This window comes from Labrys miyagiensis, from assembly GCF_030160835.1.
GTDB lineage: Bacteria > Pseudomonadota > Alphaproteobacteria > Rhizobiales > Labraceae > Labrys > Labrys miyagiensis.
The window spans coordinates 64056-88228 of sequence record NZ_BSPC01000021.1 but is presented as its reverse complement, the minus strand read 5'-3'; the positions used below and the strand labels follow the sequence as shown (position 1 = coordinate 88228).

The 24173-nt window shown below is 59.8% G+C and carries 16 protein-coding genes and 3 pseudogenes; 8 read left to right on the top strand and 11 right to left on the bottom strand.

The window, feature by feature from the left end; all coding sequences use genetic code 11:
* Positions 1-19: 19 nt before the first annotated feature.
* Positions 20-391: pseudogene (locus QQL24_RS11370) on the bottom strand (TetR/AcrR family transcriptional regulator C-terminal domain-containing protein); the annotation flags it as partial.
* Positions 392-630: 239 nt separating this feature from the next.
* On the opposite strand from QQL24_RS11370, the gene QQL24_RS11365 reads away from it, so the two are divergent.
* Complete coding sequence (locus tag QQL24_RS11365; RefSeq protein WP_284312119.1) at positions 631-1776, top strand: epoxide hydrolase family protein; 1146 nt, start codon at positions 631-633, stop codon at positions 1774-1776.
* 225 nt (positions 1777-2001) lie between these two features.
* Here the strand turns inward: QQL24_RS11365 and QQL24_RS11360 are convergent, their stop codons facing one another.
* From QQL24_RS11360 to QQL24_RS36610, 3 genes are all read right to left on the bottom strand, one after another.
* Positions 2002-2904 carry a homoserine O-acetyltransferase/O-succinyltransferase family protein gene (locus tag QQL24_RS11360; protein WP_284312117.1) on the bottom strand — a complete coding sequence of 301 codons (903 nt, stop codon included), beginning with the start codon at positions 2902-2904 and terminating at the stop codon, positions 2002-2004.
* 84 nt (positions 2905-2988) lie between these two features.
* On the bottom strand, positions 2989-4308 hold the full coding sequence (locus tag QQL24_RS11355; protein ID WP_284312115.1) for an O-acetylhomoserine aminocarboxypropyltransferase/cysteine synthase family protein: 1320 nt from the start codon (positions 4306-4308) through the stop codon (positions 2989-2991).
* Positions 4309-4670: 362 nt separating this feature from the next.
* Complete coding sequence (locus QQL24_RS36610) at positions 4671-4973, bottom strand: DUF1127 domain-containing protein (protein ID WP_431310678.1); 303 nt, start codon at positions 4971-4973, stop codon at positions 4671-4673.
* A 172-nt stretch (positions 4974-5145) separates the two neighbouring features.
* Between QQL24_RS36610 and QQL24_RS11350 the strand changes: the two genes are divergently transcribed.
* Positions 5146-6132: an AraC family transcriptional regulator gene (locus QQL24_RS11350; RefSeq protein ID WP_284312113.1), complete on the top strand. Its 987-nt coding sequence runs from the start codon at positions 5146-5148 to the stop codon at positions 6130-6132.
* 39 nt (positions 6133-6171) lie between these two features.
* Positions 6172-7196, top strand: a pseudogene (locus tag QQL24_RS11345) (IS3 family transposase); the annotation flags it as partial.
* A 215-nt stretch (positions 7197-7411) separates the two neighbouring features.
* Here QQL24_RS11345 and QQL24_RS11340 read toward each other — a convergent pair.
* From QQL24_RS11340 to QQL24_RS11325, 4 genes are all read right to left on the bottom strand, one after another.
* Positions 7412-7888 carry a hypothetical protein gene (locus QQL24_RS11340; protein ID WP_284312112.1) on the bottom strand — a complete coding sequence of 159 codons (477 nt, stop codon included), beginning with the start codon at positions 7886-7888 and terminating at the stop codon, positions 7412-7414.
* A gap of 25 nt (positions 7889-7913) precedes the next feature.
* Positions 7914-8585 (bottom strand): dienelactone hydrolase family protein, encoded by a 672-nt coding sequence (locus QQL24_RS11335; RefSeq protein ID WP_284312110.1) that lies wholly within the window; start codon positions 8583-8585, stop codon positions 7914-7916.
* Positions 8586-8714: 129 nt separating this feature from the next.
* Positions 8715-10292, bottom strand: a complete 1578-nt coding sequence (locus tag QQL24_RS11330) for an FAD-dependent monooxygenase (protein ID WP_284312108.1) — start codon at positions 10290-10292, stop codon at positions 8715-8717.
* 30 nt (positions 10293-10322) lie between these two features.
* Entirely contained in the window at positions 10323-11978 is a 1656-nt protein-coding gene (locus tag QQL24_RS11325; RefSeq protein ID WP_284312107.1) for an FAD-dependent oxidoreductase, read from the bottom strand.
* Between the two features lie 1637 nt (positions 11979-13615).
* Between QQL24_RS11325 and QQL24_RS11320 the strand changes: the two genes are divergently transcribed.
* The 3 genes and pseudogenes from QQL24_RS11320 to QQL24_RS11310 all read left to right on the top strand — a co-directional run bounded on the left by QQL24_RS11320 (position 13616) and on the right by QQL24_RS11310 (position 17602).
* Positions 13616-14110 carry a hypothetical protein gene (locus tag QQL24_RS11320; protein WP_284312106.1) on the top strand — a complete coding sequence of 165 codons (495 nt, stop codon included), beginning with the start codon at positions 13616-13618 and terminating at the stop codon, positions 14108-14110.
* Between the two features lie 99 nt (positions 14111-14209).
* Positions 14210-16840 (top strand): glycosyltransferase family 39 protein, encoded by a 2631-nt coding sequence (locus tag QQL24_RS11315; protein ID WP_284312105.1) that lies wholly within the window; start codon positions 14210-14212, stop codon positions 16838-16840.
* A 67-nt stretch (positions 16841-16907) separates the two neighbouring features.
* A pseudogene (locus tag QQL24_RS11310) lies at positions 16908-17602 on the top strand (IS6 family transposase).
* A 196-nt stretch (positions 17603-17798) separates the two neighbouring features.
* Here QQL24_RS11310 and QQL24_RS11305 read toward each other — a convergent pair.
* Positions 17799-19631 (bottom strand): flavin-containing monooxygenase, encoded by a 1833-nt coding sequence (locus tag QQL24_RS11305; protein WP_284312104.1) that lies wholly within the window; start codon positions 19629-19631, stop codon positions 17799-17801.
* A 234-nt stretch (positions 19632-19865) separates the two neighbouring features.
* Here QQL24_RS11305 and QQL24_RS11300 point away from each other — a divergent pair, with 234 nt between their 5' ends.
* A complete protein-coding gene (locus QQL24_RS11300; protein WP_431310677.1) occupies positions 19866-21431 on the top strand; it encodes a winged helix-turn-helix domain-containing tetratricopeptide repeat protein in 1566 nt (521 codons plus the stop codon).
* A gap of 155 nt (positions 21432-21586) precedes the next feature.
* Here the strand turns inward: QQL24_RS11300 and QQL24_RS11295 are convergent, their stop codons facing one another.
* On the bottom strand, positions 21587-22294 hold the full coding sequence (locus QQL24_RS11295) for an IS6 family transposase (protein WP_284312102.1): 708 nt from the start codon (positions 22292-22294) through the stop codon (positions 21587-21589).
* Between the two features lie 63 nt (positions 22295-22357).
* On the opposite strand from QQL24_RS11295, the gene QQL24_RS11290 reads away from it, so the two are divergent.
* On the top strand, positions 22358-22933 hold the full coding sequence (locus QQL24_RS11290) for a class I SAM-dependent methyltransferase (protein WP_284312101.1): 576 nt from the start codon (positions 22358-22360) through the stop codon (positions 22931-22933).
* A 316-nt stretch (positions 22934-23249) separates the two neighbouring features.
* Here QQL24_RS11290 and QQL24_RS11285 read toward each other — a convergent pair whose 3' ends face one another.
* Positions 23250-24167 (bottom strand): NAD-dependent epimerase/dehydratase family protein, encoded by a 918-nt coding sequence (locus QQL24_RS11285; protein ID WP_284312099.1) that lies wholly within the window; start codon positions 24165-24167, stop codon positions 23250-23252.
* Positions 24168-24173 lie beyond the last annotated feature (6 nt).

The window sequence follows — 24173 nt, the reverse complement described above, 5'->3', positions numbered from 1 at the left end:
CTGGCGCGTTGAGTGCGCTCTAATGTTTTTCCGAGTTGGCCGCCGTTCCCAACGGCGTCACACGGCCGAGGGGCAGGGCGCCATACCCCGAGAGAAAGAGCGCAACGCCGGTGTCAATCAGTCTCTCCCTTTCGGTTTCCGAGCAAGGTTCATTCGAAAGAACTTCACGCAAATGCAAGTTTCCGCGAACGAGACTTAGGAATTGCTGCGCCGCCATTTCCAGATCGGGTACCTTCAGAACACCTGCCGTATTTTGGTTTAAAATATAATCGGCCAACCTCTCGATTAAAATCCTAGTTCCCCTTTCATAGAATAAACGCCCGAGTTGCGGCAACTTGCTGGCCACACTTACCAGCGACCTATAAACCTCGATAGCATGACTGGAACCGAATAGACCGACATAGCTTCAGCTCCATTGGTTCGAGGGATAGGCCAAAGATGGCTGAAGAAAGTCCGAGCGTGTCATCCGTCCAAAGACAAAGCAGCTTCCATACATCCCGTTCTGCGAATTTGGCGGCGCTGCGTGTGGGCCGCGCGGTCGGCTTAGGGGAGGTGGTCGAACACGTACCCGCGCCCTATAGTAAGTGGCAGCGTCGGGCGTCAGCCGTCCAGCCATCGTGGAGCCCAGCCATGCATGTCCGTCCCTACCGCATTGGCATAAACGACGATGCGATCGCTGACCTGCACTCTCGGCTCGACCGCACTCGCTGGCCGGACGAGATCAACGACGACGATGGCGGCTGGGGCACCAACCTGCCCTGGTTGCAGGGCTTGGCGCGATACTGGCGCAATGAGTTCGACTGGAGGACGCAAGAGGCGCGTCTGAACACTCTGCCGCAGTTCATGGCCACGATCGATGGCCTGGACATCCATTTCGTCCACGTTCGGGGCAAGGGCCCTGATCCACTGCCTTTGATAATCACGCATGGCTGGCCCGGCTCGTTCATCGAGTTCGAGAAAGTCATTCCGTTGCTGAGTGACCCGGCTGCACATGGCGGCGATGCAGCCGACGCCTTCGACCTAGTGATCCCCTCGCTGCCTGGCTACGGCTTTTCAGGAAGGCCATCTCGAGCGGGCACGGGCCCAGCGCAAATCGGCACTTTATGGGCTAAGCTAATGGCTGGCCTCGGCTACGGGCGATACGGTGCGCAGGGCGGCGACTGGGGCGCGGCGGTCACCACGGCGGTGGCGCTGGCCGATGCGGAGCATGTTGCTGGCATCCATCAGAACTTCATCTTCCGAATGCCGCAACCGCCCGTCGATGCCGCGGAGCTGACCGAGGCAGAACGGGCCTACATTGCCGAGGTCGCCCACTGGGTGGATGTGGAGGGCGGCTATGCCCATATACAGGGCACGCGTCCCCAGACGCTCGGCTATGCGCTCACTGACACGCCGATCGGTCTGGCTGGGTGGATTGCAGAGAAATTCCGGGCCTGGAGCGATTGCGGCGGCGACGTGGAGGCGGTTTTTACCAAAGACGAACTGCTGACCAATATCTCAATCTACTGGTTCACCGGCAACATCACCTCGGGCCTTCGGCTGTACAAGGAACGTGCGCTCGCACCCCCGTTGATAGTTCCGGGTCGGCGCGTCCTGCCGCCGTTCGGCCATGCGCGCTTCCCCAAGGAAATTACCCGCCCGCCGAGAGCCTGGGCGGAGCGCATCTACGATGTCCGGCACTGGACCGAAATGCCGCGCGGCGGTCATTTCGCCGCCATGGAACAGCCTGCGCTGCTGGCCAAAGACATCTGCGCCTTCTTCCGCAAGTTGCGATGAAGGTCCGATTATTCGACCGCTCGCTCTGGAACGATCGGAGGGCAGGCAAGGGATAAAAAGGAAATCCGCCCCGAACAAATTCCCATCCTTCCCGTTATGCGCAATTTGGACACCCTAGCCGCGTCGCTACCTGAGACAATCTTTTACAATTCACGACGGACCAATCCGACCGTGATCGTCGAGAATAAGCGTCGAGTCGGTGGCAAGGCACTGTTCTTGCAGCGATCATGCCACGTAGTTGACGTCCCTGACCGATTGAGCTTGCGCAGCAATGATCGCTAGCCAATTTGCAAAAACCGTCTCAGCAGGCTCGCGCCAGTCCCGACCAGCTTTATTCACAATATTGTGGTTTCCGAGAGTTTCTGGGGAGAAAGTGGTGCCTGCCCGACGTGCGCGATCGCGCAAATACTCAAGCTTCAGCGTGTCGGCGTCGTATTCGAGGTGATTGAACATGTAATACGCGTTGCGGGCGGCGTCGCCAACGAGGCAGAGCCCGCTTTCCGCCGATTGTGCCAGACAGGTAAGATCGCGTTGCCATGGCACCTTGTGGGTCTCGACCTCGGCGTGTCGTGAGACAGGGCAAGGAAAGGTCGCTGCCAGTCCTGCCATTAATGGGTCTTTTGCTTCCACAACGTGTTGTTGAAAAACGCCGGAGATCTTTTGCGGCAGGATCCTCGTTCTGACGCCGTGGAATGCATAGAGGGCCGCGGAGGCACCCCAGCAAACGTACAACGAGCTGCCGACGTTGCGAGCTGCCCAGTCGAAAATGCAAACGAGCTCGCGCCAATACCTGACATCCTCAAAGGCTAGAAGTTCCAGTGGTGCACCGGTCACGATCAGGCCGTCGAGCCGGCGCGGGAGCGACGTCTCGCTCCAACGCTCATAGTGCGCCGTCTCAACGCGGTCAGATCGATAGGATGGTGGCATTGCGAGCACAATCTCAACGTAGCGGTCAGTGGACCCGAGAAGACGCGCAAACTGCATCTCAGTGCGGCTCATCTCCGGCATCAAGTTGAGGAGCCCGACGCGAAGCGTCGAGCTAGGTCGAGGAGACCTGTGTAGAACTTCGATGCCTTCGGAGCGTAGCAATGTTGCGGATGTAACGCCGTTTGGAAGGATGATGGGCATGCCGCCGATCCGTCTTGCTTGTGCGTCGAGGGTGGCGGACGCCGCTTGCGTCCGCCTGCAGTGAGGGCGCAGATGGGGGGCAGCTCAGGCCGCTGTCGCCATTGGTCGCGTCGCCGCCGCCAACGCCTGGTCGAGATCGGAAATGATATCGTCGATGTGCTCAATTCCCACCGAGAGGCGCACATAGCCGGGTGTCACGCCGCTTGAGAGTTGATCGGCGAGCCTGAGTTGTGAGTGCGTGGTGCTTGCCGGATGGATGGCCAGCGAGCGCACGTCGCCAATGTTAGCGACGTGATAGAAGAGCTTAAGCGCATCGATAAATCTCGCGCCTGCCGCGCTGCCATCGCTCAGCTCGAAGCCGACAAGACCGCCGTGACCACCTCTGAGATAGGTATTGGCGCGGTTCGCCTGTACGGCGTCCTCATGAAGACCTGGGTAGATGACGCGAGCGACCGCAGAATGTTGCTGTAGATAGGAAGCTACCTGTGCAGCGTTTCGGCAATGCTCGCGCATCCTGAGCGGCAGTGTCTCCAAACCTTGGATGAATTGAAAAGCGTTGAATGGACTGAGGCTCGAACCCAAATCCCGCAACAAGACCACTCTTGCACGGATGATATAGGCGATGGGCCCAAGTGGTTTCACCGCTTCGGTCCATACCGCGCCATGATAGCTGGGATCGGGCTCGTTCAACGTGGGAAAGCGCCCATGCTGGGCGGACCAGTCGAAATTGCCGCCATCGATGATGATGCCGCCTATCGACGTGCCGTGCCCGCCAATATATTTGGTCGTCGAGTGGACCACGACCGCGGCGCCGTGATCGAATGGCCGGCAAATGATAGGCGCCGCCGTGTTATCCATGATCAATGGCACGCCGAGGTCGCGCCCGATCTTCGCTACCTCGCCGATCGGAAATACGGTGAGCTTCGGATTGGGCAAAGTCTCGGCATAGTAGGCGCGAGTTCGCTCGTCGGTGGCCGCGCGAAACGACTCCGGGTCGGCCGGGTCGGCGAAACGCACTGTGATTCCCAAGGAAGGCAATGTGTTGGCGAACAGGTTCCAGCTACCGCCGTAAAGGTCGGTGGAGCTCACGATGTTGTCGCCGGGTCGGCAAAGGTTCTGAATCGACAGCGCCGTCGCCGCTTGTCCCGAACTGACCGCTAGCGCCGCAACACCACCTTCCAGCGTCGTCATTTTCTGCTCAAGCGCATCGCAAGTCGGGTTCATGATCCGCGAATAAATGTTGCCGAAGTCCTTGAGGGCGAACAGGTTGGCTGCATGCTCGGTATTTTTGAACTCGTAGGCCGTAGTCTGAAAGATCGGCACCACCACTGCTCCTGACCCGCCATCCGTGCGCGGACCAGCATGCAACACCATGGTCTCGGGGTTTCTGCTCTGCATTGTCATCTTCTTTCTCCATTTGGTTGGTTTGAAGTGGCATTGATTGGCTCGAAGGTGCTGGCGGCTTGCACGAAACGCCCAAGGAATCTGGAATGGCGAAATCAAACTCGCGGGGCGCCTGTGTCGGTTTCGCCGGCGATCCCCGTCGCTTTCCGGCCACTCTCTCGCGGCCGCGCTCAATCGGGTCCGCCGGAACAGTCCCAGCGGATATTCGATTGTGGCCAAACGATCTGTCGGCACTTTCGGGAGTTTCTTTACGGAATCTGCGGCTGGAAACGGTCATTTTGCCAACCGTGATCGAAGTTCTCCCGATCCGGATCTGCATCCTCTTGGAGTGTTGGCGGATTGGTTACTTTGCCGGCCGTTGGCTAATCAAACCACGTCCATAGCGCGCACTCGAGGAGAGGGGATGGCGGACGTTGCGAGAGCGCTCTCGGCAAACGATCGGCCTCGTCAGACATGTCGGTGAGACCCGTCGATGGACCGACCCTCACGGCGGAGGTAATTTGGCAACGGCTAAGGCCTATATCATTGAGCATTACCTCATTCATTGAGGACAAAACGGTGGCCATCCTCCGTCCGTTACGCCAGTCTCTATAGGCCGAGACACCCCATTTGAAGGTTTTGATCAGCCACCTGACCGGATTGCGGCCGGCACCCTTCTGGGGCACAGAAAATGAAGTAAGACCTGTGCTCACGACAATAATCTCCCTACTCGCCCGCTCTTCTGGTAATCGCGAGGCGATCTGCGTTGACGGCTGATGTAAGCTTTGATCCGAAAAAGAAGAATGATCAGCACACCGGATGAATTGATCCAAACGCCGAAACAGGGGGATCTGGAGGATGGATGCGCTATCAGACGTGCTGCGGGTTATACATTTGAAGGGTGGGATTTTCCTAAAAGCAGTGTTTACGGCACCCTGGTGTGTATCTACCCAGCTAAGGGCCGAGGACTGCGGCTTGATGCTCGATGGCGCCGAGCAGCTTATGCTGTTTCATTATGTCGTCGAAGGACGTCTGATGGCGCAAACCCCGAACGGGCCGCCGGTGCAGATTGAGGCCGGAGAGGTTGTCATACTTCCGCACAATCATCAGCACTTACTCGGCAGTCACCTCGAATTGGCACCGGTAGCGACGAAAAACATCGTGCAGAACTCCCGGGATGGCGGTCTTCATACAATTCATCACGGCGGCGGCGGTGAGCAGACGCGGTTCGTTTGCGGCTTTCTCGGTTGCGATCGTATGTCGGGAAATCCGCTTCTCGACGCCCTCCCCCCTTTGCTGCGTTTCGACACGAGACAAGGGAGCGTGGGAGCATGGATGAGGAGTTCGGTCGAATTCGCCGCTCAGGAAATCACATCGGGCCGAGCGGGATCTGAAACTATGCTGGCAAAACTGTCTGAATTGCTCTTTGTCGAAGCAATACGACACTACATTGAGGACGCCCCTGACGCCCAGACCGGTTGGCTTGCCGGCCTCAAGGATCCGTTCGTGTCGCGTGCGCTGTCGCTGCTCCATGGGCGGGTCGCCGGAGAGTGGACCGTCGATGAACTAGGGCGCGAAGTCGGGTTGTCTCGCTCGGCGCTCGCGGACCGTTTCACCCGCCTGATCGGCGAGCCTCCGATGCGCTATTTGGCACGATGGCGAATTCGAGTAGCCGCAAATCGGCTTCGCAATAGCGAAGCCTCTCTCGCACAGGTCGCCGAAGAGGTCGGCTACGAATCCGAAGCCGCGTTTAATCGAGCGTTTAAGCGCAATTTTGGTGTGCCTCCGGCCACTTGGCGCAGAAGCCTGTCCGCGTCGAAATCAACGCTCGTTCGTGGGGGCTGAAATTCGGCTCGGGCGAGCCGAGTTGACTCGCATTAAGTGCGGCTGAAGCAGCTTGAGGACGAGAACGCCAAACTGAAGAAGCTGCTTGCCGAGCAGAGGCTGGATGCGGCGGCGATGCGGGAGCTTCTGTCAAAAAAATGGTAGGGCTCGCCGTGAAGCGCGACGCCGTCGCGCATCTTCAGGCCGTGATGGGTCTGTCGGAGCGCCGGGCCTGCTCCATCGTCGGTGCGGATCGGAAGACGGTTCGCTACCGATCCTGTCGGCCGCCGGATACGGACCTGCGAAGGCGCCTGCGCGATCTGGCCCATGAGCGGCGGCGGTTCGGGTACAGACGGTTGTTCGTCCTGCTCAGGCGCGAGGGGGAGCCATCGGGCGTCAACCGCATCCATCGGCTCTATCGGGAGGAAGGTCTGTCAGTGCGCAAGCGCAGTGCCCGGCGCAAGGCTGTGGGAACTCGTGCGCCGATCCTGGTGGAAGCCAAGGCCAATGCGCGCTGGTCGTTCGACTTCGTACATGATCAGTTCGCCAATGGTCGCCGTTTCCGCATCCTCAATGTCGTCGACGACGTCACCAAGGAGTGCCTGGCTGCAATCCCGGATACATCGATCTAGGGGCGCAGGGTCGCGCGCGAGCTGACGGCTATTATCGCAGCCAGAGGCAAGCCGGGCATGATTGCCAGCGATAACGGGACGGAGTTCACCTCAAACGCCATGCTCACCTGGTGCAAGGAGACCGGCGTGAACTGGCATTTCATCGCGCCGGGCAAGCCCATGCGGAACGGCTTCATCGAAAGCTCCAACGGGCGTATGCGCGATGAACTTCTCAACGAGACGTTGTTCTTCGATCTCGATCATGCCCGCCGTGCCATCGGCACCTGGGCAGCTGACTACAATACAGCGCGCCCTCATTCGTCGCTGGCATATCTCACGCCGGCTGCTTTTGCGGCCAATCTCACCGCAACAGGGGATCGGCTGCGCAACCCTGACCAGCTACGCCGATCCCCTGTTGCTACCGACGCGCCCTATGGCGCAAATTACCCCGAGACTCTAATCGCCGCTGGATGACAAATCGGTGGCAGGTCACACGGTGGACTGTTCCATACACGCCGTTATGCGAATTCATTGTGGGGCGGGTCCTTGGCCCAAGCGCGATGGCGGGTTTGGACTGCCAATCAGTGCAGGGTCCGTACGCCGATTGGCACGCTATGTCATTGATAGAGTTGCGGATGCCGGCCTCAAATGATGGAGCCGTTTCATATCTTGGCTTGCCCGTGCGAAGCTTACTCCATCAAATTTCCTGCGAGTACATTTTTGCTGAGATAAGCCATCGCCTTGCCCAACACCTCATGCGCCAGTTGCATAGAGCCGTCCCCAGCAGCGATGACGACCCGCTGTACGGTGTTGTCGTTGTAGAGGCTGACCATATAGTCCTCGATCGAGAGCCTGCCGTACTCCTCGATCGGCACAGCGACGGCGCGGATTTCGAGGCGTGGACCCCCCGGCGCCGACGCGCAAAGATCGAAGATCAGGCCGAGCGCCGGCTCTTCTGCCCTCAACCGCTCGCGGAAGGCGAGCACGTCTTCGGCGTCGAAAATCCGCGATGGCGAGGACCTGCGCAGTGCTTCGAACGCCCGATCGCAAAAATTGTCGAGGAGCACGGCAGCTAGAAGGGTCTTGCGCGAGGACAGCCGATGCGCGCGGGCGACGGCGAGAGCCTCCGCGACGCGAGCGAACTCAATTTCGAGTTTCTGCAACATCGGCGCCAATCAAGCGAACCGCCGCTTAAGCGAGGTGCTGTGCGAAGAAGGCAAGCGTCCGGGCGTTGGCTTTCTTGGCGCTGGCTTCGTCATAGACCTGCCTGTCGCTGTTACAAAAGCCGTGGCCGGCGGGGTAGAGGTAGACGGGCACTTCGGGATAGCGTTTGCGTAGGGCTTCCACTTGGTCGAGCGGGATGCCGGTGTCGTTCTCGCCGTAGTGCACCTCGATGGGAATGCCAGGTGCGAGATCGATATAGTTCGGCACGCCACCGCCATAGTAGCCGGAGGCGGCCGTGAGGCCGAGGCCAGCATGTGCCGCGCGCCAGGAAAGTGCGCCGCCGAAGCAATAGCCAGTGACACCGACCTTGCCGCCATCAGCGGCGGCCTTGACCGCTGCTTCGATGTCGAGGAGGGCTTTGGCCGGATCGAACGATTTCATGAGCTGACCAACTTTGGCGAAATGGTCCGAGCCGTAATTTTCGCTCTCGAAACCATATTCGAGACGATCCATCGTCGCGGGCGCGATACAAAGGTAACCCTCGCGCGCATAGCGGTCGACCTCGCTGCGGATCCAGTTGTTGAGGCCCCAAACCTCCTGCAGCAGCACTACGCCGCCTTTGGGCTTGCCGTTCGGGATGGCTTTGTAGGTGTTAAGCGAAAAGCCATCTGCTGTCGTCAGTTTGATCCGTTCGCCCATCTCGTCTGCTCCGATCCAAAGTCGCGTGATACCAAACTCGATGCAGTCATCACCCGCAAGCGCAGAATTCGTCACGATGGAGTGATTGCCCGAGGGCGCACCGCAGCTTCATCCTGGCGGGGACCAGGTTCAAGCGCGGCTTGCTCGCAACAGGTCGATATAACCGGCCAGCATCTGCGCGTGGTTGCCGTCGGCGCGGAGGCCTACGTGGCCGTCCGGCCTGACAACGAGGAGCGTGATATCGCCGACACCCAGCTTTTCGGCCACCGCAGGTTCGAGATAGCCCTCGACATCCGCTACGTCGGCATTGGCCGCCAAGGCGACAGTCGCCTCAAGGAGCACCCTCCCAGAGGGAGGGTTCAGGCTGAGCAGGACCTCTTGCAGCGCCTTCTGGCTCGTCGAGGCGCCGCCGATGAGGAACGCTGTATGGCCCCGGCGATAAATAAAGTTGCGTAGCACGTCGCTGCCGCCGGCCGGAAGTTGGACTTCGATGCGATCAGGCAGCCGCTGCCCTGGCCAAGTAGCCTCACCCCGATCTCCGGTAACGATGGGAGAGCCGGAATAATCGATGTCGAGCTCGGCCTCCGCTACTGCCTCGTGGTGTCGCGATGTGGGGTCGGCAAAGGCGGTGCGGATGGCGTCGTCCCGCGTCCGGCGCTCCTCGCTGCCCCGAACCATCTGCGCCCCCTCGGCAGCGTCGCCCGAGGCCATCACCGTATCGGCGACTGGACGGCGTTCGGCTTGATAGCTGTCGAGGAGCGTTTCGGGGCAGTGCTCCTGGCAGACAAGAGCGAGCTTCCAGGCAAGGTTGAAGGCATCCTGCAGACCGGAGTTCATGCCGTGGCCCTGCGCCGGGCTGCAGGTGTGCGCCGCATCGCCGGCGAGCAGGATGCGCCCGGCGCGGAAGTGCCGGGCGACCTTGGTGTGGCACTGGAAGCGCGTGGGGGTGGCGACCCCCTCGAAGCTCGCCCTCGGCAAATAGCGCCGCAAGGTCTGCAGGGCGTCGGCGACGAGGTCCGATTCCGGGGAGCTTGGCCGCAGATAGACCCGCCACCGCCCACCCGGCAGAGCGGTTAGGATAACCGGGATTTCGTCGAGATAGGCGTAGTTCGCCTCGTAGCTGTCACGCCAGTCGTACACGCTCGCATCGAAGACGGCCCAGGGCTCCTCGATGTCGTGGCCGTCCTGCTCGATGCCCGTGAACCGCCGCACCGCGCTGCGGTGCCCATCGCAGCCGACAACCCAATCGGCGAGGATCTCGCTCACCACGCCGTCATGCTTGATTGTGGCGAGGATGCCATCCTCCTGCTCGGCCAAGGCAACCAGCGTGGTGGCGCGCACGACACTGCCGCCCTGTCGGGCGAGATAATCGGTTAATATGCGCTCGGTGACTTCTTCCGAGATGCCGATATTGAAGGTGTAGCGGCTGCCGCATAGATCGAGATCGATTTCGCCCAGAACCTGGCCGCCGGCATGAACGCGGGCTCGCCGCTGCTTCACGCCCGCTGCCAGCAGCGGCTCCACGATGCCGAGCGATTCGAAGATTTCGAGCGAGCGCGGATGCACGACGGTCGCTCGATCCCATTCCATCGGGCGGTCATGCGCATCGACGAGCAGGCATTCCACGCCACGCCGATGCAACTCCGCGGCCAGGAGGAGGCCCGTCGGACCGGCGCCGACAACGAGAACGGTTACAGTAGTATTCACATCATGCTCCCCAGCCATCGCGGCTTCGGTTTAGTCGGCGCTGCCGTGAGCCAGATACTGGTGGACGAAAACAATCTCCATGCTGCCCTCGCCGACCGCGGAGGCAACGCGCTTGACGGGGCTCAGACGCACGTCGCCGCAGGCAAACACGCCAGGCGCGCTGGTTCCCAGGAGGTAGGGGTCGCGTGGATACGACCAGCGCCCGGCTTTCGTCACATCGTCCCCAGTCAGGACATAATCACGCTCGTTGCGGGCGATATCGGCCGGCAACCACTCGGTCTCCGCGTCGGCCCCGATGAAGATGAACAGCCCGCCGCAATCATGCCGGTGAACCTCGCCGCTCGCCTTGTCGAGAATATCGATCGCCGACAGGTTGGCTTCGCCATGCACGGATTGGATCTCGGCACCGTGCAGCACGTCGATGTTCGATTTCAGGCGCAACTGCTCGATCAGATAATGGGACATGCTGTCGGCAAGGTTCCTGCCTCGCACGACCAGGGTTACCTTTTGCGCATGACTGGCAAGGTGGAGCGCTGCCTGACCGGCCGAATTTCCGGCACCGACGAGATGGATATCCTGCCCATGGATGGTATTGGCCTCGCTCCGCGCGGCGCCATAGAAGACGCCCTTGCCGATCAGCCGGTCTAAGCCCTCAATGGCGAGACGGCGCCATGATACGCCCGTCGCCAGGATGAGGCTGCGCGCCCGGATCACCTCGTCACCATCGAGCAACACCTCGTGCTTGCCCGGATCGAGGCCCGCGACAGCACGCGTGACCAGAATCTCGGCGCCGAGCCGCCTTGCCCGCTGAAGGGCGCGGCTTGAGAGTTCGTCGCCAGAGATGCCGCTGGGAAAGCTAAGATAATTCTCGATCCGCGACGATGTCCCGGCCTGTCCGCCCGGCGCCTCCCACTCGACCACGATCGTGCTCAGCCCTTCCGACGTCCCATAGACAGCCGCGGCGAGGCCGGCTGGCCCACCGCCGACTATTGCAACGTCGTATTCGGCCGAGCGCGGGGTGGTTTGGAGCCCAAGCCGGTTGGCGAGATCGCGCAGGTCCGGACTTTCGATGATGGTACCATCTGCCAATCGCGCCAGCGGGCCGTCGGCGGCCGCCCGCTGTGATGCATCCAACAAAGCCGCCGCTTCCGGCGCATCGGGCGTGATCCAGTCGAAGGAAATCTGGTTGCGTGCCAAGAAACGGCGCAAATCCGAGCAGGCCGCATCCCAGCGAGGCCCTTTCAAAGTCACGCGCGGCTTTTGCGGCTCCGCCGTAAGGGCCTGCAGGCCGCCCAGCCGCTCAAGGGCTAGCGCGTTGACCTTCTGAGCCACCTCCTTGGAAACAGCTGCGATGGCATAATAATGCTGAACTTCCATTCGCATCACGCGCGACGGTTCGGCGGCGCGATAGCCCCCGGGGAACGGCGTCCCCAAGGTGATCGGCACCTCGCCCAAAATCGTGCCGGGAAGACGCCAGCCAAGTCTGCGCTCGATGCCATCGAAGGTCTTCACCACCTCGATCTTGCCGGCGAGAACCACGAAAAGCGCCCCAACGCCACCTTCGGGTACCGCGAACTCTCCGGCGGCGAGTTGGATATCGGCCGAGGTCCGCGACAGGCGCTCCAGTTCGGCCGATGGCAGCGTGGAGAACAACGGAATCGCCGCAACTTCTTTAACCGTCAGCACGACTTCCCCCTACCTCGGCGCGGGTTCACGGATGTTCCATCACCCGCTATCTCCGGTCAAGGCAGCCTTTTGTGCTGAGTTATGCCCGACGTGTGTTTCAGCGCGAAAGTTTGATCCCGGGTCAATGCGAACCTACTACGCTGACCCTGCTATTGAATCGAGCCTGAGGGTGGGGTCACGATCGGCGCCGATCGGGACCCACCCTTGCTTGGAGGGTTCATTATGGCATTGGCAACTCAATTGCCAGACAGATCGGTCGGCGCAATTTTCTTTCTGAATCCAGCTTCGATGCGATCGAGAGTGCCCCGCACGGTGCGTTCCACCTGAAGTGAAATTGCCGATTTCCGAACAAGAAGGCTTAAGTTGACAATGCCGGCGGGACTTAGGAGTTGCCGGTCGGACCCGTCAATCATCGGCAGAATGACTTTACCGGGCCCTGTCAACTTAACCCCAAATGCTAAAAAGCTCAGCAAATTCGGCTTGCTTAGATCGCCTCTTTCGAGCGTTCTCGACCAAGTGGAAGCTGGAATCGGAAATAAAACTGCTTAGACTGGGGTGCTCGTCGATTAAGTTGACAGTGCCATTGCCAGATCTCGCCTCATGAAAGGACTGGCATAATGACTATTGCAGGTTTTGTGGATTGGCTCTTCGTCAGTGTAGGTGCCGGCGTTTGGCGCATCACCAATCCCTATCGTAGCATCATCAGACGGCGCGACGATCAGCGATTTCGAATACTTTTCTGCAGACACAATGCGCGACTGTAATCTCTGCGAGACCTGCGTCTGCCATAGATCCGCATCTGGGACTCTGATTCTCGGCAAACCCACGGCTGGGTGCGTGTTGTTTCTCGACGAATTGGACGAGACGATCTGCGCCCGAGACCGACAGCTTTCGCCTATCCGACACCCGAGGGCCGTTATGCCAAGCGATAGTGTTGTTGATACCACGGGCAGCAAGTTCGGCCATCAACTGGTTTTCTGGTGTTGCGGCCAGCAACGCCTTCGCGAACATTGCCGAGAAGTTACTCTGCCCAATCATCAGGTCGGCCGCCTCCACCTGGCGTATCGGCGCCGTCGGTCGGAGGCTCTCGGAGGCCAAGGTTTACCGCGTGAGGCACGAGTTCGTCATCCTAGATCGGAAGAATCGCTGGCTAGGAAACAGCTTCGGCTCCTAAGCCTCCGCTAATTCTAGGAAAGGAGCATGGCGCGCGCGGTTTCAAACACGCGGAAGAGGGTGGAACTAGTGGCCGCAACGCAAACAGCTCGTACTTGTATATTCATTCAGGTACGCAGGATCCGCCGCATATTCTATGGCGCCAGCAGGTGCTGAATTGCGCGGCCCGACGTCGTTGCAAAGCATCGTCGTCGATGGATCGACATTGGTCTGGGAGGAACATCCCGCTAGCGCCAAGGCCTGCATCAAGGGTGTTAAGACCAGATGGGACGAAGGGGAGGCTCACTTCAGTCCTTGGGCTGCCGATTCCGGCATGCGCTCTACAAAGCTCGTGCAGAGTTCGGCTGAACCCGCCAATCCCCCCAACCCACAAGCCGGCTATGGCCGATCTGCTGACCACCCCAGGTCGTAGTACGCGGATCGTTCAACCCGATCGGGCGGTGCATTGAAGGAAGGGACCCGCCATGACTCTAGACGTTCAAAAGAAGCAATCTTTTTTGACGATCGCTAGACGAGGCAACCTGCTCTCCTTTTTTGCCTTGGCCGGACTTGCCCTCTTCTCAGTCCTGGGTAGCGATCTGTCTGATGCACATGATGCCAACGGTGCGATCTGTTCCTATGGCGCAGCCATTCTGGCGGCCGGCGTGCTGGCCTTTGAAAGGTGGAGGCAGGGTGCTCGGCTTAGCGCCATGCGGGAGTGCGAAGGAGAACGTGGACCAGAATACCCTTGTATCTGGGCCGGACCAGACTCGACCGTAAATGCGCATGAAGAACAACAGGGGCCGCAACTGCCGTCTAAGCCGATGGCGGCCGGGGAGCTCGGCGCAGTCGATGCCAAAGAAAGTGCAGCGGACATACCTGCTGAGGCGGCAGCTCAATGCCCAAATTACTGCAATATCTGTAAGCTTTGCCGAAGAACATATTTAGGCGACCGCCTCTACTGCGACGGTGTCGGCTAAAATTCTCGGAATACGATCTTAAATAACTCGGCTTAAAGTTCGAGATACTCTAAGGTATGTCATAGAATTATGCTTCAATCAGCTCAACAACAAGTCGTCGTGTCAGTCATTGTGCCTACACTCGACGAAGTCGACAATATCGACGCAGCCGTGTCATCGATACTGTCTCAAGCGTTGGAGGACACGGCTCTGGAAATTCTCGTAGCGGACGGCGGTTCTCGGGACGGCACCATTGCAAAGGTGCGTGCCTGGGAGATGATCGCCCCTGTTCGACTCGTGCTCGCAGACGGCAAGCGCGGCCTCGCCGGCGATGTACTGGCGGCCGCGCGCCAAGCGGCTGGCCAGGTGGTCGTCGTCATGGATGCCGACTTGAGTCACCCTCCAGAACACGTCAATGAACTTATACGTCCCATTCTCGACGACGCCGCCGATTTGGTGGTCGGGAGTCGCTACGTGCAGGGCGGCGGAACACCTGGCTGGCCGGTTTCGCGACGGGTCCTGTCGCGCCTCGGCGGCTTGCTCGCATGGCCTCTGACCGAATTGAAGGATCCGATGTCCGGCTACTTCGCCGTGCGCAAGGAGCGGCTGTTGGCAATTGACCCACAAGCGGCCGGCTTCAAGATAGGTTTGGAAATCATCGCCGAAGGAGGCAGCGCACTTCGTCTGAACGAGGTGCCGATCGTCTTTCGAGACCGCGAGAAAGGAGAGTCTAAAATTGGCTGGAGGCAGATGGTAGCCTACGCCCGGCGCCTCGCGGTGTTGGCCGGTGGGGCGGTCTCGGTCGGTAATCTCTCCCGCTTTGCCAGTGTTGGGCTGATCGGCATCTTTGTCGATCTCCTGGTTTTCGAACTTCTACTCGGTATCGGCTTCTCACTGGCTGTCGCACATGTTGCGAGCTTCATTGTCGCAACACTTTTCAACTATGTGCTCAATTCGAGATGGGCTTTCGTGGAGCGCGGACACCGCCGCCTAGAAAAGAACTGGGTGCTCTACCTTCGCTTTTTGACGATATGCATCCTCGCGCTTTGCCTGCGCGGCGGCGTGCTGGTGGGCGCTGTCGAACTCCTCGGATGGCCAACCCAGGCATCTATCGTCCTTGGTGTCGGCGTGGCCGCCTTCGTCAACTATTTCGGCTGTGCCTTCTTCGTCTTCCCGTCTCTGAGTTCTCGCGTTCCCTCTGATATACGCTGGCGCGTTGCCGCAATGGGCCTGTTTGCCTACGTTCTCACACTGCGGTTGATCTATATGGGGCTCGTCAACCTCCTGCCGGAAGAAGCCTACTATTGGAACTATGCGCAGCATCTCGACATCGGCTATCTCGATCACCCACCGATGGTTGCCTGGCTGATCTGGCTCGGCACAAATCTGTTCGGCAACACCGAGTTTGGCGTGCGCATCAGCGCCTCACTTATGTGGCTCGCCACGGCGTTCTTCACTTTCCGGCTTACGCGTAATCTGTTCGGCAAGTCGGCGGCTTTCGTCGGCGTGCTCTTCATCGCCACGCTGCCCTTCTTCTTTACGATTGGCCTGACGATGACACCCGACGCACCTTTGACGGCGGCCTGGGCCGGTACGCTCTACTTTCTGGAACGAGCGCTTATCGGGGGGCAGCGGCGTGCCTGGTGGGGCGGCGGCATCTGCATGGGGCTAGGCTTGCTGTCGAAATACACGATTGCCTTGCTCGGTCCTGCGACGCTGCTATTCATCCTCCTCGATCCCAAATCCAGGCGTTGGCTCGCTCGGCCCGAACCCTACTTGGCTGCCGCGCTTGCGGCATGTCTATTCTCACCGGTAATCGCCTGGAACGCGCAGCACGGCTGGGCATCCTTTGCATTCCAGAGTACGCGCCGCTTGCGGGGTGCGATTGAATTCGCGCTCCCTTCCCTGATCATCGCCACGCTCGTTCTTCTGACGCCGCTCGGGCTGCTTTCCATCGGGTTCGCCTTGCGCGCCGTCAGACGGTTGACCAGTAGCGAACCGGCCCCGGATGCCGAGCAGCGGTCACTTTTCATCCTCATCTATACATTCGTTCCGCTCTTGGTCCTGCTCGCCTTCAGCCTCTTCCATGCGATTAAACTCAATTGGACCGGTCCCCTGTGGCTCGCCGCACTGCCTGCCGTGGCAGCCATGGTTACTGCCAGGGGCAAGGCGGCTACCCGTCTCGACATCCGTCTGCAAAGATGGTGGGTTCCGACTGTGATGATCCTTCTTGTCGGCTACGGCTTGGGCCTGCACTACCTCGTTCTGGGGTTTCCGGTGGTGGGGCACGGTGGCGGCCTGCGCCCCCTTCCCGTGGGATGGAAGGAGTTTGGTCAACGGGCCGCCGCGCTTCGGAGCGAGATCGGACATGATGGGGCCAGCGATCCGATCCTCGTCGGCATGGACGCCTATTTCCTCGCAAGCGAGATGGCCTTTTACAGCCGCGGCGACAAAGAAACAGCGAACTCCGTTGGTCGCGGTGCGCTGGGCGGACACAGCCTCATGTACAATTACTGGTACAAGCCAGAAGATACGCGTGGCAAGACCGCTATCTTATTCGCGCTGAAACGCAATCAGGTCGGAGATCCGATGCTGAACGGCCGATTTGGGCGTTTGGGGGACATCGTTGAGGAAGACATCGTCAAGGACGGGAAACGCATTGGTCGGTTTTTCTATCGGGTTGGTTACGATCTGCGTCCGATCGTTGGCGGAGAGACTATGTCAGGCGCTTCCGACGCACTTTCCGATTGATGTGAAGGGGTCAGGGCATTGTCACGGTAACTTTGACGAAGTGAGCCGCGCCGCGGTAGGACATGGCATGCAGCCAATTTCCTATGCCCGCCACCAATATCCCCCCGAGATCATCCGGCACGCCGTATGGCTTTATCTGCGGTTCACCCTCAGCTACCGCGATGTAGAGGAGTGCTGGCGGAACGTGGGCTCGACGTCTCCTACGAGACGATCCGCCGGTGGGTGCGCAAGTTCGGACTGATTTACGCTCGCAACTTGCGTCGGCTGCGACCGCGGGCGGCAGAAACATGGCATCTGGATGAGATGGTTGTCTCTATCCAGGGCCAGCGCATGTTTCTGTGGCGGGCCGTCGACAGCGAGGGCGAGATCCTCGACATGCTGGTCCAATCGAGACGCGATAAGGCTGCAGCGCTTAGGCTTCTACGCAAGCTGCTGAAGAAGCAGGGCTTTGCTCCGACAGTGTTGGTGACGGACAAATTGCGATCCTACGCAGCCGCGGGACGCGAACTCCGTCTCTCCGCACATCATGAGCACGGCCTGCGGCAGAACAACCGAGCCGAGAACTCCCATCAGGTTGTACGGCGGCGGGAGCGAAGGATGCGGCGGTTCAAGTCAGCGGGATCCGCCCAATGTTTCCTTGCCGTCCATGCCGCCATCCACAATGCGTTCAACCTTCAGCGCCATCCTATCTCCCGAGCGACGCTACGCCTCTTCCGAGCTGCGGCCGCTCAACAGTGGCAGATCGCAACCGCCGCGGCCTGAGCGCAGCGTTGAATCGGGACGAGTCTGGTTTGCCGGAGTTCACGTGACAATGCCGTATCAGGCCCTTTTAAATGCCCGATCGCCCTGAGGAAGTGGTCGATCAGCGGGTAAGGGTTGAATGACAAGGTTCGACCCCAAACCGGTCGTTCGATGGCAACGCCAGCTGAAAGGCGAGAAACTGTCACAATCCTCTTGGCTAGTAGGTCCGCCCAGACAGCCGTTTAGGGTTCGTATTTGCCGAGTTGCACCCTCCGGAGGCGTCCCGAGCAAGACGACCTTGGGGCAGCAGGCCTACCTCGCAGGCCTTTATCTGCAGTCCGAGGTACTTGGAGTAGATTCGGCATTGGGCCAGGCTGCCGGCAATAAACCAGAGGCCCGGCTGCGCGGTGCGCGTGAACATGTTGCGCAGTTCCTGGCCATCGCCGAATCCCCAGATGGGGCCAACGCGGGCCGCGACAGCTTCACCAAACAGTTTGCGAACCAAATGTTCTTGGCATTCATAGCCGGTCGCCAAAACGATCAGATCGGCAGCAAGCGTATCGCCGCTGCGCATCTGCGCCCCATGTGCGAGGAATCCGCCGATATCGGAAAATGGTACCAGGCCTATCTTGCCGTCGACGATGAGATCGGAACAGCCGACATTGAAGTAGTAACCGCCGCCGCGAGTGAGGTACTTGAACTGCCAACCTGTTCCATCTTCGCCGAAATCAAGCTTGAACCCCACGCGCTCGAGCCCGTCGAGGAGGCCCCTGTCCAAATTCTTCGCTCGTTCAGTGAAGAGGATGTGGCTTTTCTTCGCCAATGAAAGCGGGATGGATGTCGCGATGAGGTCGCAGTCTTCCAGGGGAGGCCCTTCGCCGTAGAGCGCGTAGGGTAGCTGCGCGCTTGGCTCGATATTGACGATCAGAGTCGAACCGCGCTGAACGAGCGTGACCCTTGCACCGCTTGAATACAAGTCTTGCGCAATGTCATGGCCGCTGTTGCCGGCGCCTATGACCAGGACGCTCTTGCCCCTCCACGCCTCGCCGTCTTCGTATTGGCTGGAGTGCAGAATCTTGCCGCTGAAGTTGCACAATGTCGGGATATCGGGAATGCTCGGAATGCCGCTTGCTCCGGTGGCCATAACGACATGCTTCGGATGCATTTCCCGTTTCGTGCCGTCGGCCCTACGGAGCATTACGGACCATCGCTCCTCGGCCTCGTCGTATGCGCCGCTCTCGAATTCGCTGGCTGTCCAGTAGTTGAGCTCCATGCTTTCCACATAGGCCTCGAACCACGCGGCGAGTTTGTCTTTGGGTATGTAGCTCGGCCAGGTTGGCGGAAAAGGCATGTACGGTAGATGGTTGACGTGCACTTGGTTGTGCAAAGTCAGTGCGTGATAACGATTGCGCCAGTTGTCGCCGATGCGCGGTTGGCGGTCCACGATCAGCGTATCGACTTGCAATTGGGCCAGGCGCGCCGCGATCGAAAGCCCGGCCTGTCCCCCACCCACCACAAGCACGACGGGATCTCGATCCGCATATGCGGTGGCAGCCTTCCTGAGGTCGAGCCAGTTGGGGCCGCGAAAGTCGCGCGAATGGGATTTGCCGTGCGGCCGCCCCGGCTCCTCTAACGCCTTAATCTCGTCGAGTGTTGTGAGCAGAGTCCATGCCTTGTGCATTGCGCCATTGTTCGTGTCGCGGCTGAGCCGAAGGACCCCGCTGCCGCGACCGTCTGCGGTTTCAAATCTGAAGACTGCTTCGATCGCGTTAGCGCCCGCACGCGTCACAACGCGGGGCACGGTCCGATTGGGATCGGTTCTGAACCCGGTTGGGTTGGCTCGACCGACATGCGTTTTCAACTCTCTCACAATGGCATCCGAACCGCTGACCGTCATGATACGCCAAGTCAGGGCCAGCACGTCGCGCCAATGGCTGTCAGGATGAAATAGCGCTTCAAGGAGAACGTCGTCGGGCTCGGCAAGAGCCCGTCCAAATTGGGAAAGCCAATTCTCCACAACCGTTGTGATGTTTTCCGTTCTATCCAGCATTCGCGCCTCCCGGAAATCGAACACCGCGAGATTGGCCGCTCAAACTGGGCGGCAGTTGCCGCCGCAGGGTCGGCTCCCCTATTCGGCTTTGGCCGAATGGCGCCAGCATCGCAGGCGGCACCCGAGCGGGCTTTCAGAGCGGCTTCATTTGTTCTTAAGGCGGCCTTTATTTTTTCCTGTGGTCGGCTGTGCTACCTTGCCATTCCACTCGCCTGCGGTGATCGGGGCTGTCCGGTGCTGTTTTTCTTTGAGCAGTTTGTGCTGGATATTGCCCGCCGCGAGCTTCGAGGGCCGGCGGGTCCGATCTCTGTCGAACCTCAAGTTTTCGATCTTCTGACCTACCTGATCCGCAACCGCGACCGCGTGGTCAGCAAGGACGACATCCTGGCCGCAGTGTGGGGCGGACGGCTTGTTTCGGAATCAGCATTGACCACCCGCATCAACGCGGTCCGCAGCGCAGTCGGCGATACCGGCAACGCGCAACGCCTTATCAAAAAGCTGCCGCGCAAGGGCATACGGTTTGCGGGCGCGGTCCGCGAAGAACGAGACGCCGTCAACGCAGCATCCTTGCTCTCCTGGCCGCCCGGTCCTCCTGCCCTTCCAGATCGCCCCTCGATCGCTGTTCTGCCATTTGCCAACATGAGCGGGGATCCTGATCAGGAATACTTCGCGGATGGCATGGTGGAGGAGATCATCACCGCGTTGTCGCGCATGCGATGGCTGTTCGTCATCGCCCGCAATTCAAGCTTCGCCTATAAGGGTCGAACCGTCGACGTAAAACAAATCGGGCGTGCGCTCGGCGTGCGCTATGTGCTCGAAGGCAGTGTGCGGAAGTCAGCCAACCGCGTGCGCATCACCGGCCAGTTGTTGGAAGCCTCGAGCGGCGTCCTTCTCTGGGCCGATCGCTTCGAAGGTGGGCTCGAAGACATCTTCGATCTGCAGGACCAGGTGACCGCGAGCGTCGTGGGCGCAATCGCCCCGCGGCTGGGACAAGTCGAGATTGACCGCGCCAATCACAAGCCAACCGAGAGTCTCGACGCCTACGACTATTTCTTGCGCGGCATGGCAAACGTCCACCGGTGGAACAGACAGGCCAACAATGAGGCGCTGCGAGATTTCCGCTGCGCGATTGAACGCGACCCCGAATTTGCATCGGCTTATGGCCTGGCCGCGCGCTGCTACTCCCAGCGCAAAGCGTGCGGCTGGATGATTGATCGCAGACAAGAGACCGCTGAAGCCGAGCGACTGGCCAGGCTGGCGGCGGAGTTCGGCAGGGATGACGCCGTCGCGCTCTGCACCGCGGGGATCGTCCTTGCCTATGTCGTCGGCCGCCTTGACGAGGGCGACGCCCTGATCGATCGGGCTTTGGTGCTGAATCCGAACCTGGCATGGGCGTGGGTGTTCGGCAGCTGGGTCAAGATCTGGCTCGGGCAGCCTGACGCCGCGACGGAGCGCGGCGCTCGCGCGATGCGGCTGAGCCCAAACGACCCCGAAGTCCTGTTTTTCATGCGGACGGCGACTGCCTACTCTCATTTTCTGACTGGCCACTATGCCGAAGCCTTATCCTGGTCGCGAACCGCAATGCGGCAACAGCCGAAATTCGTGATATCCATATGCGCGGCTGCAGCAAGCGGCGCGCTCGCCGGCCAGCTCGAGGAGGCGCAAGAAGCTGTCGAGCGTTTGCGTGAGCTCGAGTCCGAGCTACGCATCTCCGACCTCACAGAACTGTTCCCATTCCGTCGATCGGACGATATCGCTAGGTGGGTAGAGGGCCTGCGTAAGGCCGGGCTTTCCGATTAATACGAAGGGGCAACCCTTCCTATGCGACCGGACCACTGCGCTATTCAGCTCGCCGAACGGATCGGCCGCTCGCGACATGAGGCGGCAATAGGGCGCTGTCAGCGCAATTGCAGGCTGGTTCCAGCAAGAGCCAGAAGGCCAAACCGAACCTTGGTTCAGGCGGCGATGGCTCGCCACTCTGCCAAGGCGGCTGAGCGTCTCTGCTTGTAGGTTTCTCGGCTGACGAGGTGGCGCTCCGAATTGAAGTGGTCGTGGATCTGGCTATGGACCGCGACAAATTTCTGGAGACTCTTTGTCTTCCGGAATTGGAGCATCGCCGCCTCTCGCCGTCGAAATGGTTGGTGAGAATTCTCGGCCCGGTTGTTCTTCCAGCGGCCGATTTGCCGGCGCTCGAGGTTGCCGATTTCCCGCATGGCAGCGCCATAGGAGCGCAACCCGTCGGTGACGATGACCTCAGGACGACCATAGCGCTTCATGGCTTTGTTGGGGAATTTCAACGCTTGGGTCTTGTCCCGGGTCTTGCTGACGAAGAACTCCAACACCTCGCCCTTGTGATCGACGGCCCGCCAAAGATAGGGGAGCTCGCCGTTGACCTTCACGAAAGCCTCATCGATATGCCAGCGTTCACAGCTTAACTTGCCATCCCTCATCCGCCTCTTGCGGATGGCACCGGCGAACAGCGGGCCAAAGCGGTTCCACCAAAATCTCACCGTCTCATGGCAGATGTCGATGCCGCGCTCATGCAGCAGGTCCTCAACATTCCTCAAAGACAAGGGGTAACGCACATACATCATCACGGCAAGGCGGATCACCTCCGGCGACGAATTGAAATAGCGAAACAGATTGGGTTTAGGATGCGCCATCCTCTCTGCCTACCCTTCCGGACCAGCCTCGGACAATTTACTCTGACACAGCCTCTGGCGGGTATGAGCGAGTTGCACGAGGTTGTGGATGCAGTGAGGCAGCAGCAAGCTGACGACTGGCGTCGCTTTCTTGAGGTTCGATCCAGCGAAATGCGGCCCGGCGCCAAATTGCTGACCGGCTTCACCGCGAGAACGGCAACGGACTCGGGCTGGGAGTGGCTGTTGGGCGAACTATGGTCGACCGTCGGAGACATGGGCCGCGAAGGGCTTTTTTCGATGGAGGAGCAGTGTCGTATCACCATACCGATCGGTTTTCGATCGATTGAAGACGTTCAAGCGCCACTCAAGGAAAGCGGCCACTTTGCCGATTTGGTCGTCGAGCGGATTGAGATTTTAAAGGTGGCAGACCCCTGCTGGGATGACTTTCAGCGGACAGGTGACCGATTATCGTTCGCGCGGCGTCATGCCGATATGACGCAAGCCTGGGCAGGGCCGACGATTGGTAGGCTGATCGATCCAGCTCGCAATCGGACGAGATTAGTGGATGAACTGTTCGCGCGCTTTGTGCAGCGTCTCGCCGCCAACCCAAGAAAGCACGAGCCCTACATGGCTGTCGCACTTCTTACCAAGGCGCCTTAATTTTCCGAAGTCAGCGCGACCAATGAATGACCGGCCCCTTGCCGCGTCGGCGGGAGGGCTCGTCATCGGATTTCTTCCCGCGTCACGTTGGCCGCGGGCACTGTCAACTTAAGCCTTCTTGCTCAGAAACTCGGCACTTTCAGTTCATGTGGAGCGCTTCCTTCGTGGCATTCTCGATCGCATTGAAGCTGAATTCAGAAAGAAAATTGCTCGGACTAATCTGCTTATCGATTAAGCTGACAATGCCGGCACAGCGAATAACCTTCGGCCAAAAGACAGGTAGCAATGATCTCACGCGGCCAAATGTCGATCCGGTCTAGGATGGGCCGGTTACATACTGCCGCCAGTTGTGCTCTTCTTTGAATCCCAGCACTTCACGGATCTTGCGATTGGAGAGGGGGGCTTCCAAAGTCTCCAATTCGCGGGAGAGGGGAGTATTCGGCGCCCATTTGCGCAGGAACTCCATCGTGGGTCCGTTCGCGGTGATTTCGTCGTTGACAGCGTTGAAGACCTGAAAGCCCAAGCCATCCTTGCGAATGCACAGATCGACGATCTGACCCAGGTCGCGCGCGTCGATATAGCTCCAGGCATTGCGCTTGCGTGAGGGCGGATCAGCCAGGAAACCCGGGAATCGTTCATATTCGTGCGGCTCGATCACATTGCCGATGCGCAAGGCGTAAATATCGGCGCCCGAGCGCATGGCAAAGGCACGGGCAGTCTTCTCGTTGACGACCTTCGACAGGCCGTAACTGTCCATCGGATCGACGTCATAATCTTCCTCAAGCGGGAAGGTCTTGTAATCCTTATCCCCTTCCGCAAAGCAGACGCCATAGGTGGTTTCGCTCGAGGCGATGATAATCTTGCGGATGCCGAGCTTTGTCGCCGCCTCGATGACATTGTACGTCGAGACGACATTGGCCTGGAAGGTGACGTTGTCGGGGCGCAGCAACAAGGCCGGGATGGCGGCAAAATGCACGACTGCGTCCACCGGTGCAGGCCCCGCGCCGGTGGTAAGCCCGCTGCTGTCGAAATGCATCGACAGCGCATTGAAAGTCTGCCCGCTGTCGGTTAGGTCGGTGATCAACGTCCTAACACCGGGATGCGCGAACGGCACCAGATCTAAGTTGAGCACCTCGTGGCCTCGCTCCAGCAAGTAGGGAATAGCGTGCCGGCCGGCCTTGCCGGTGCCACCGGTAAAAATGATGCGCTTGCCTGGGGTCTCGGATGCGGACATGCTGAA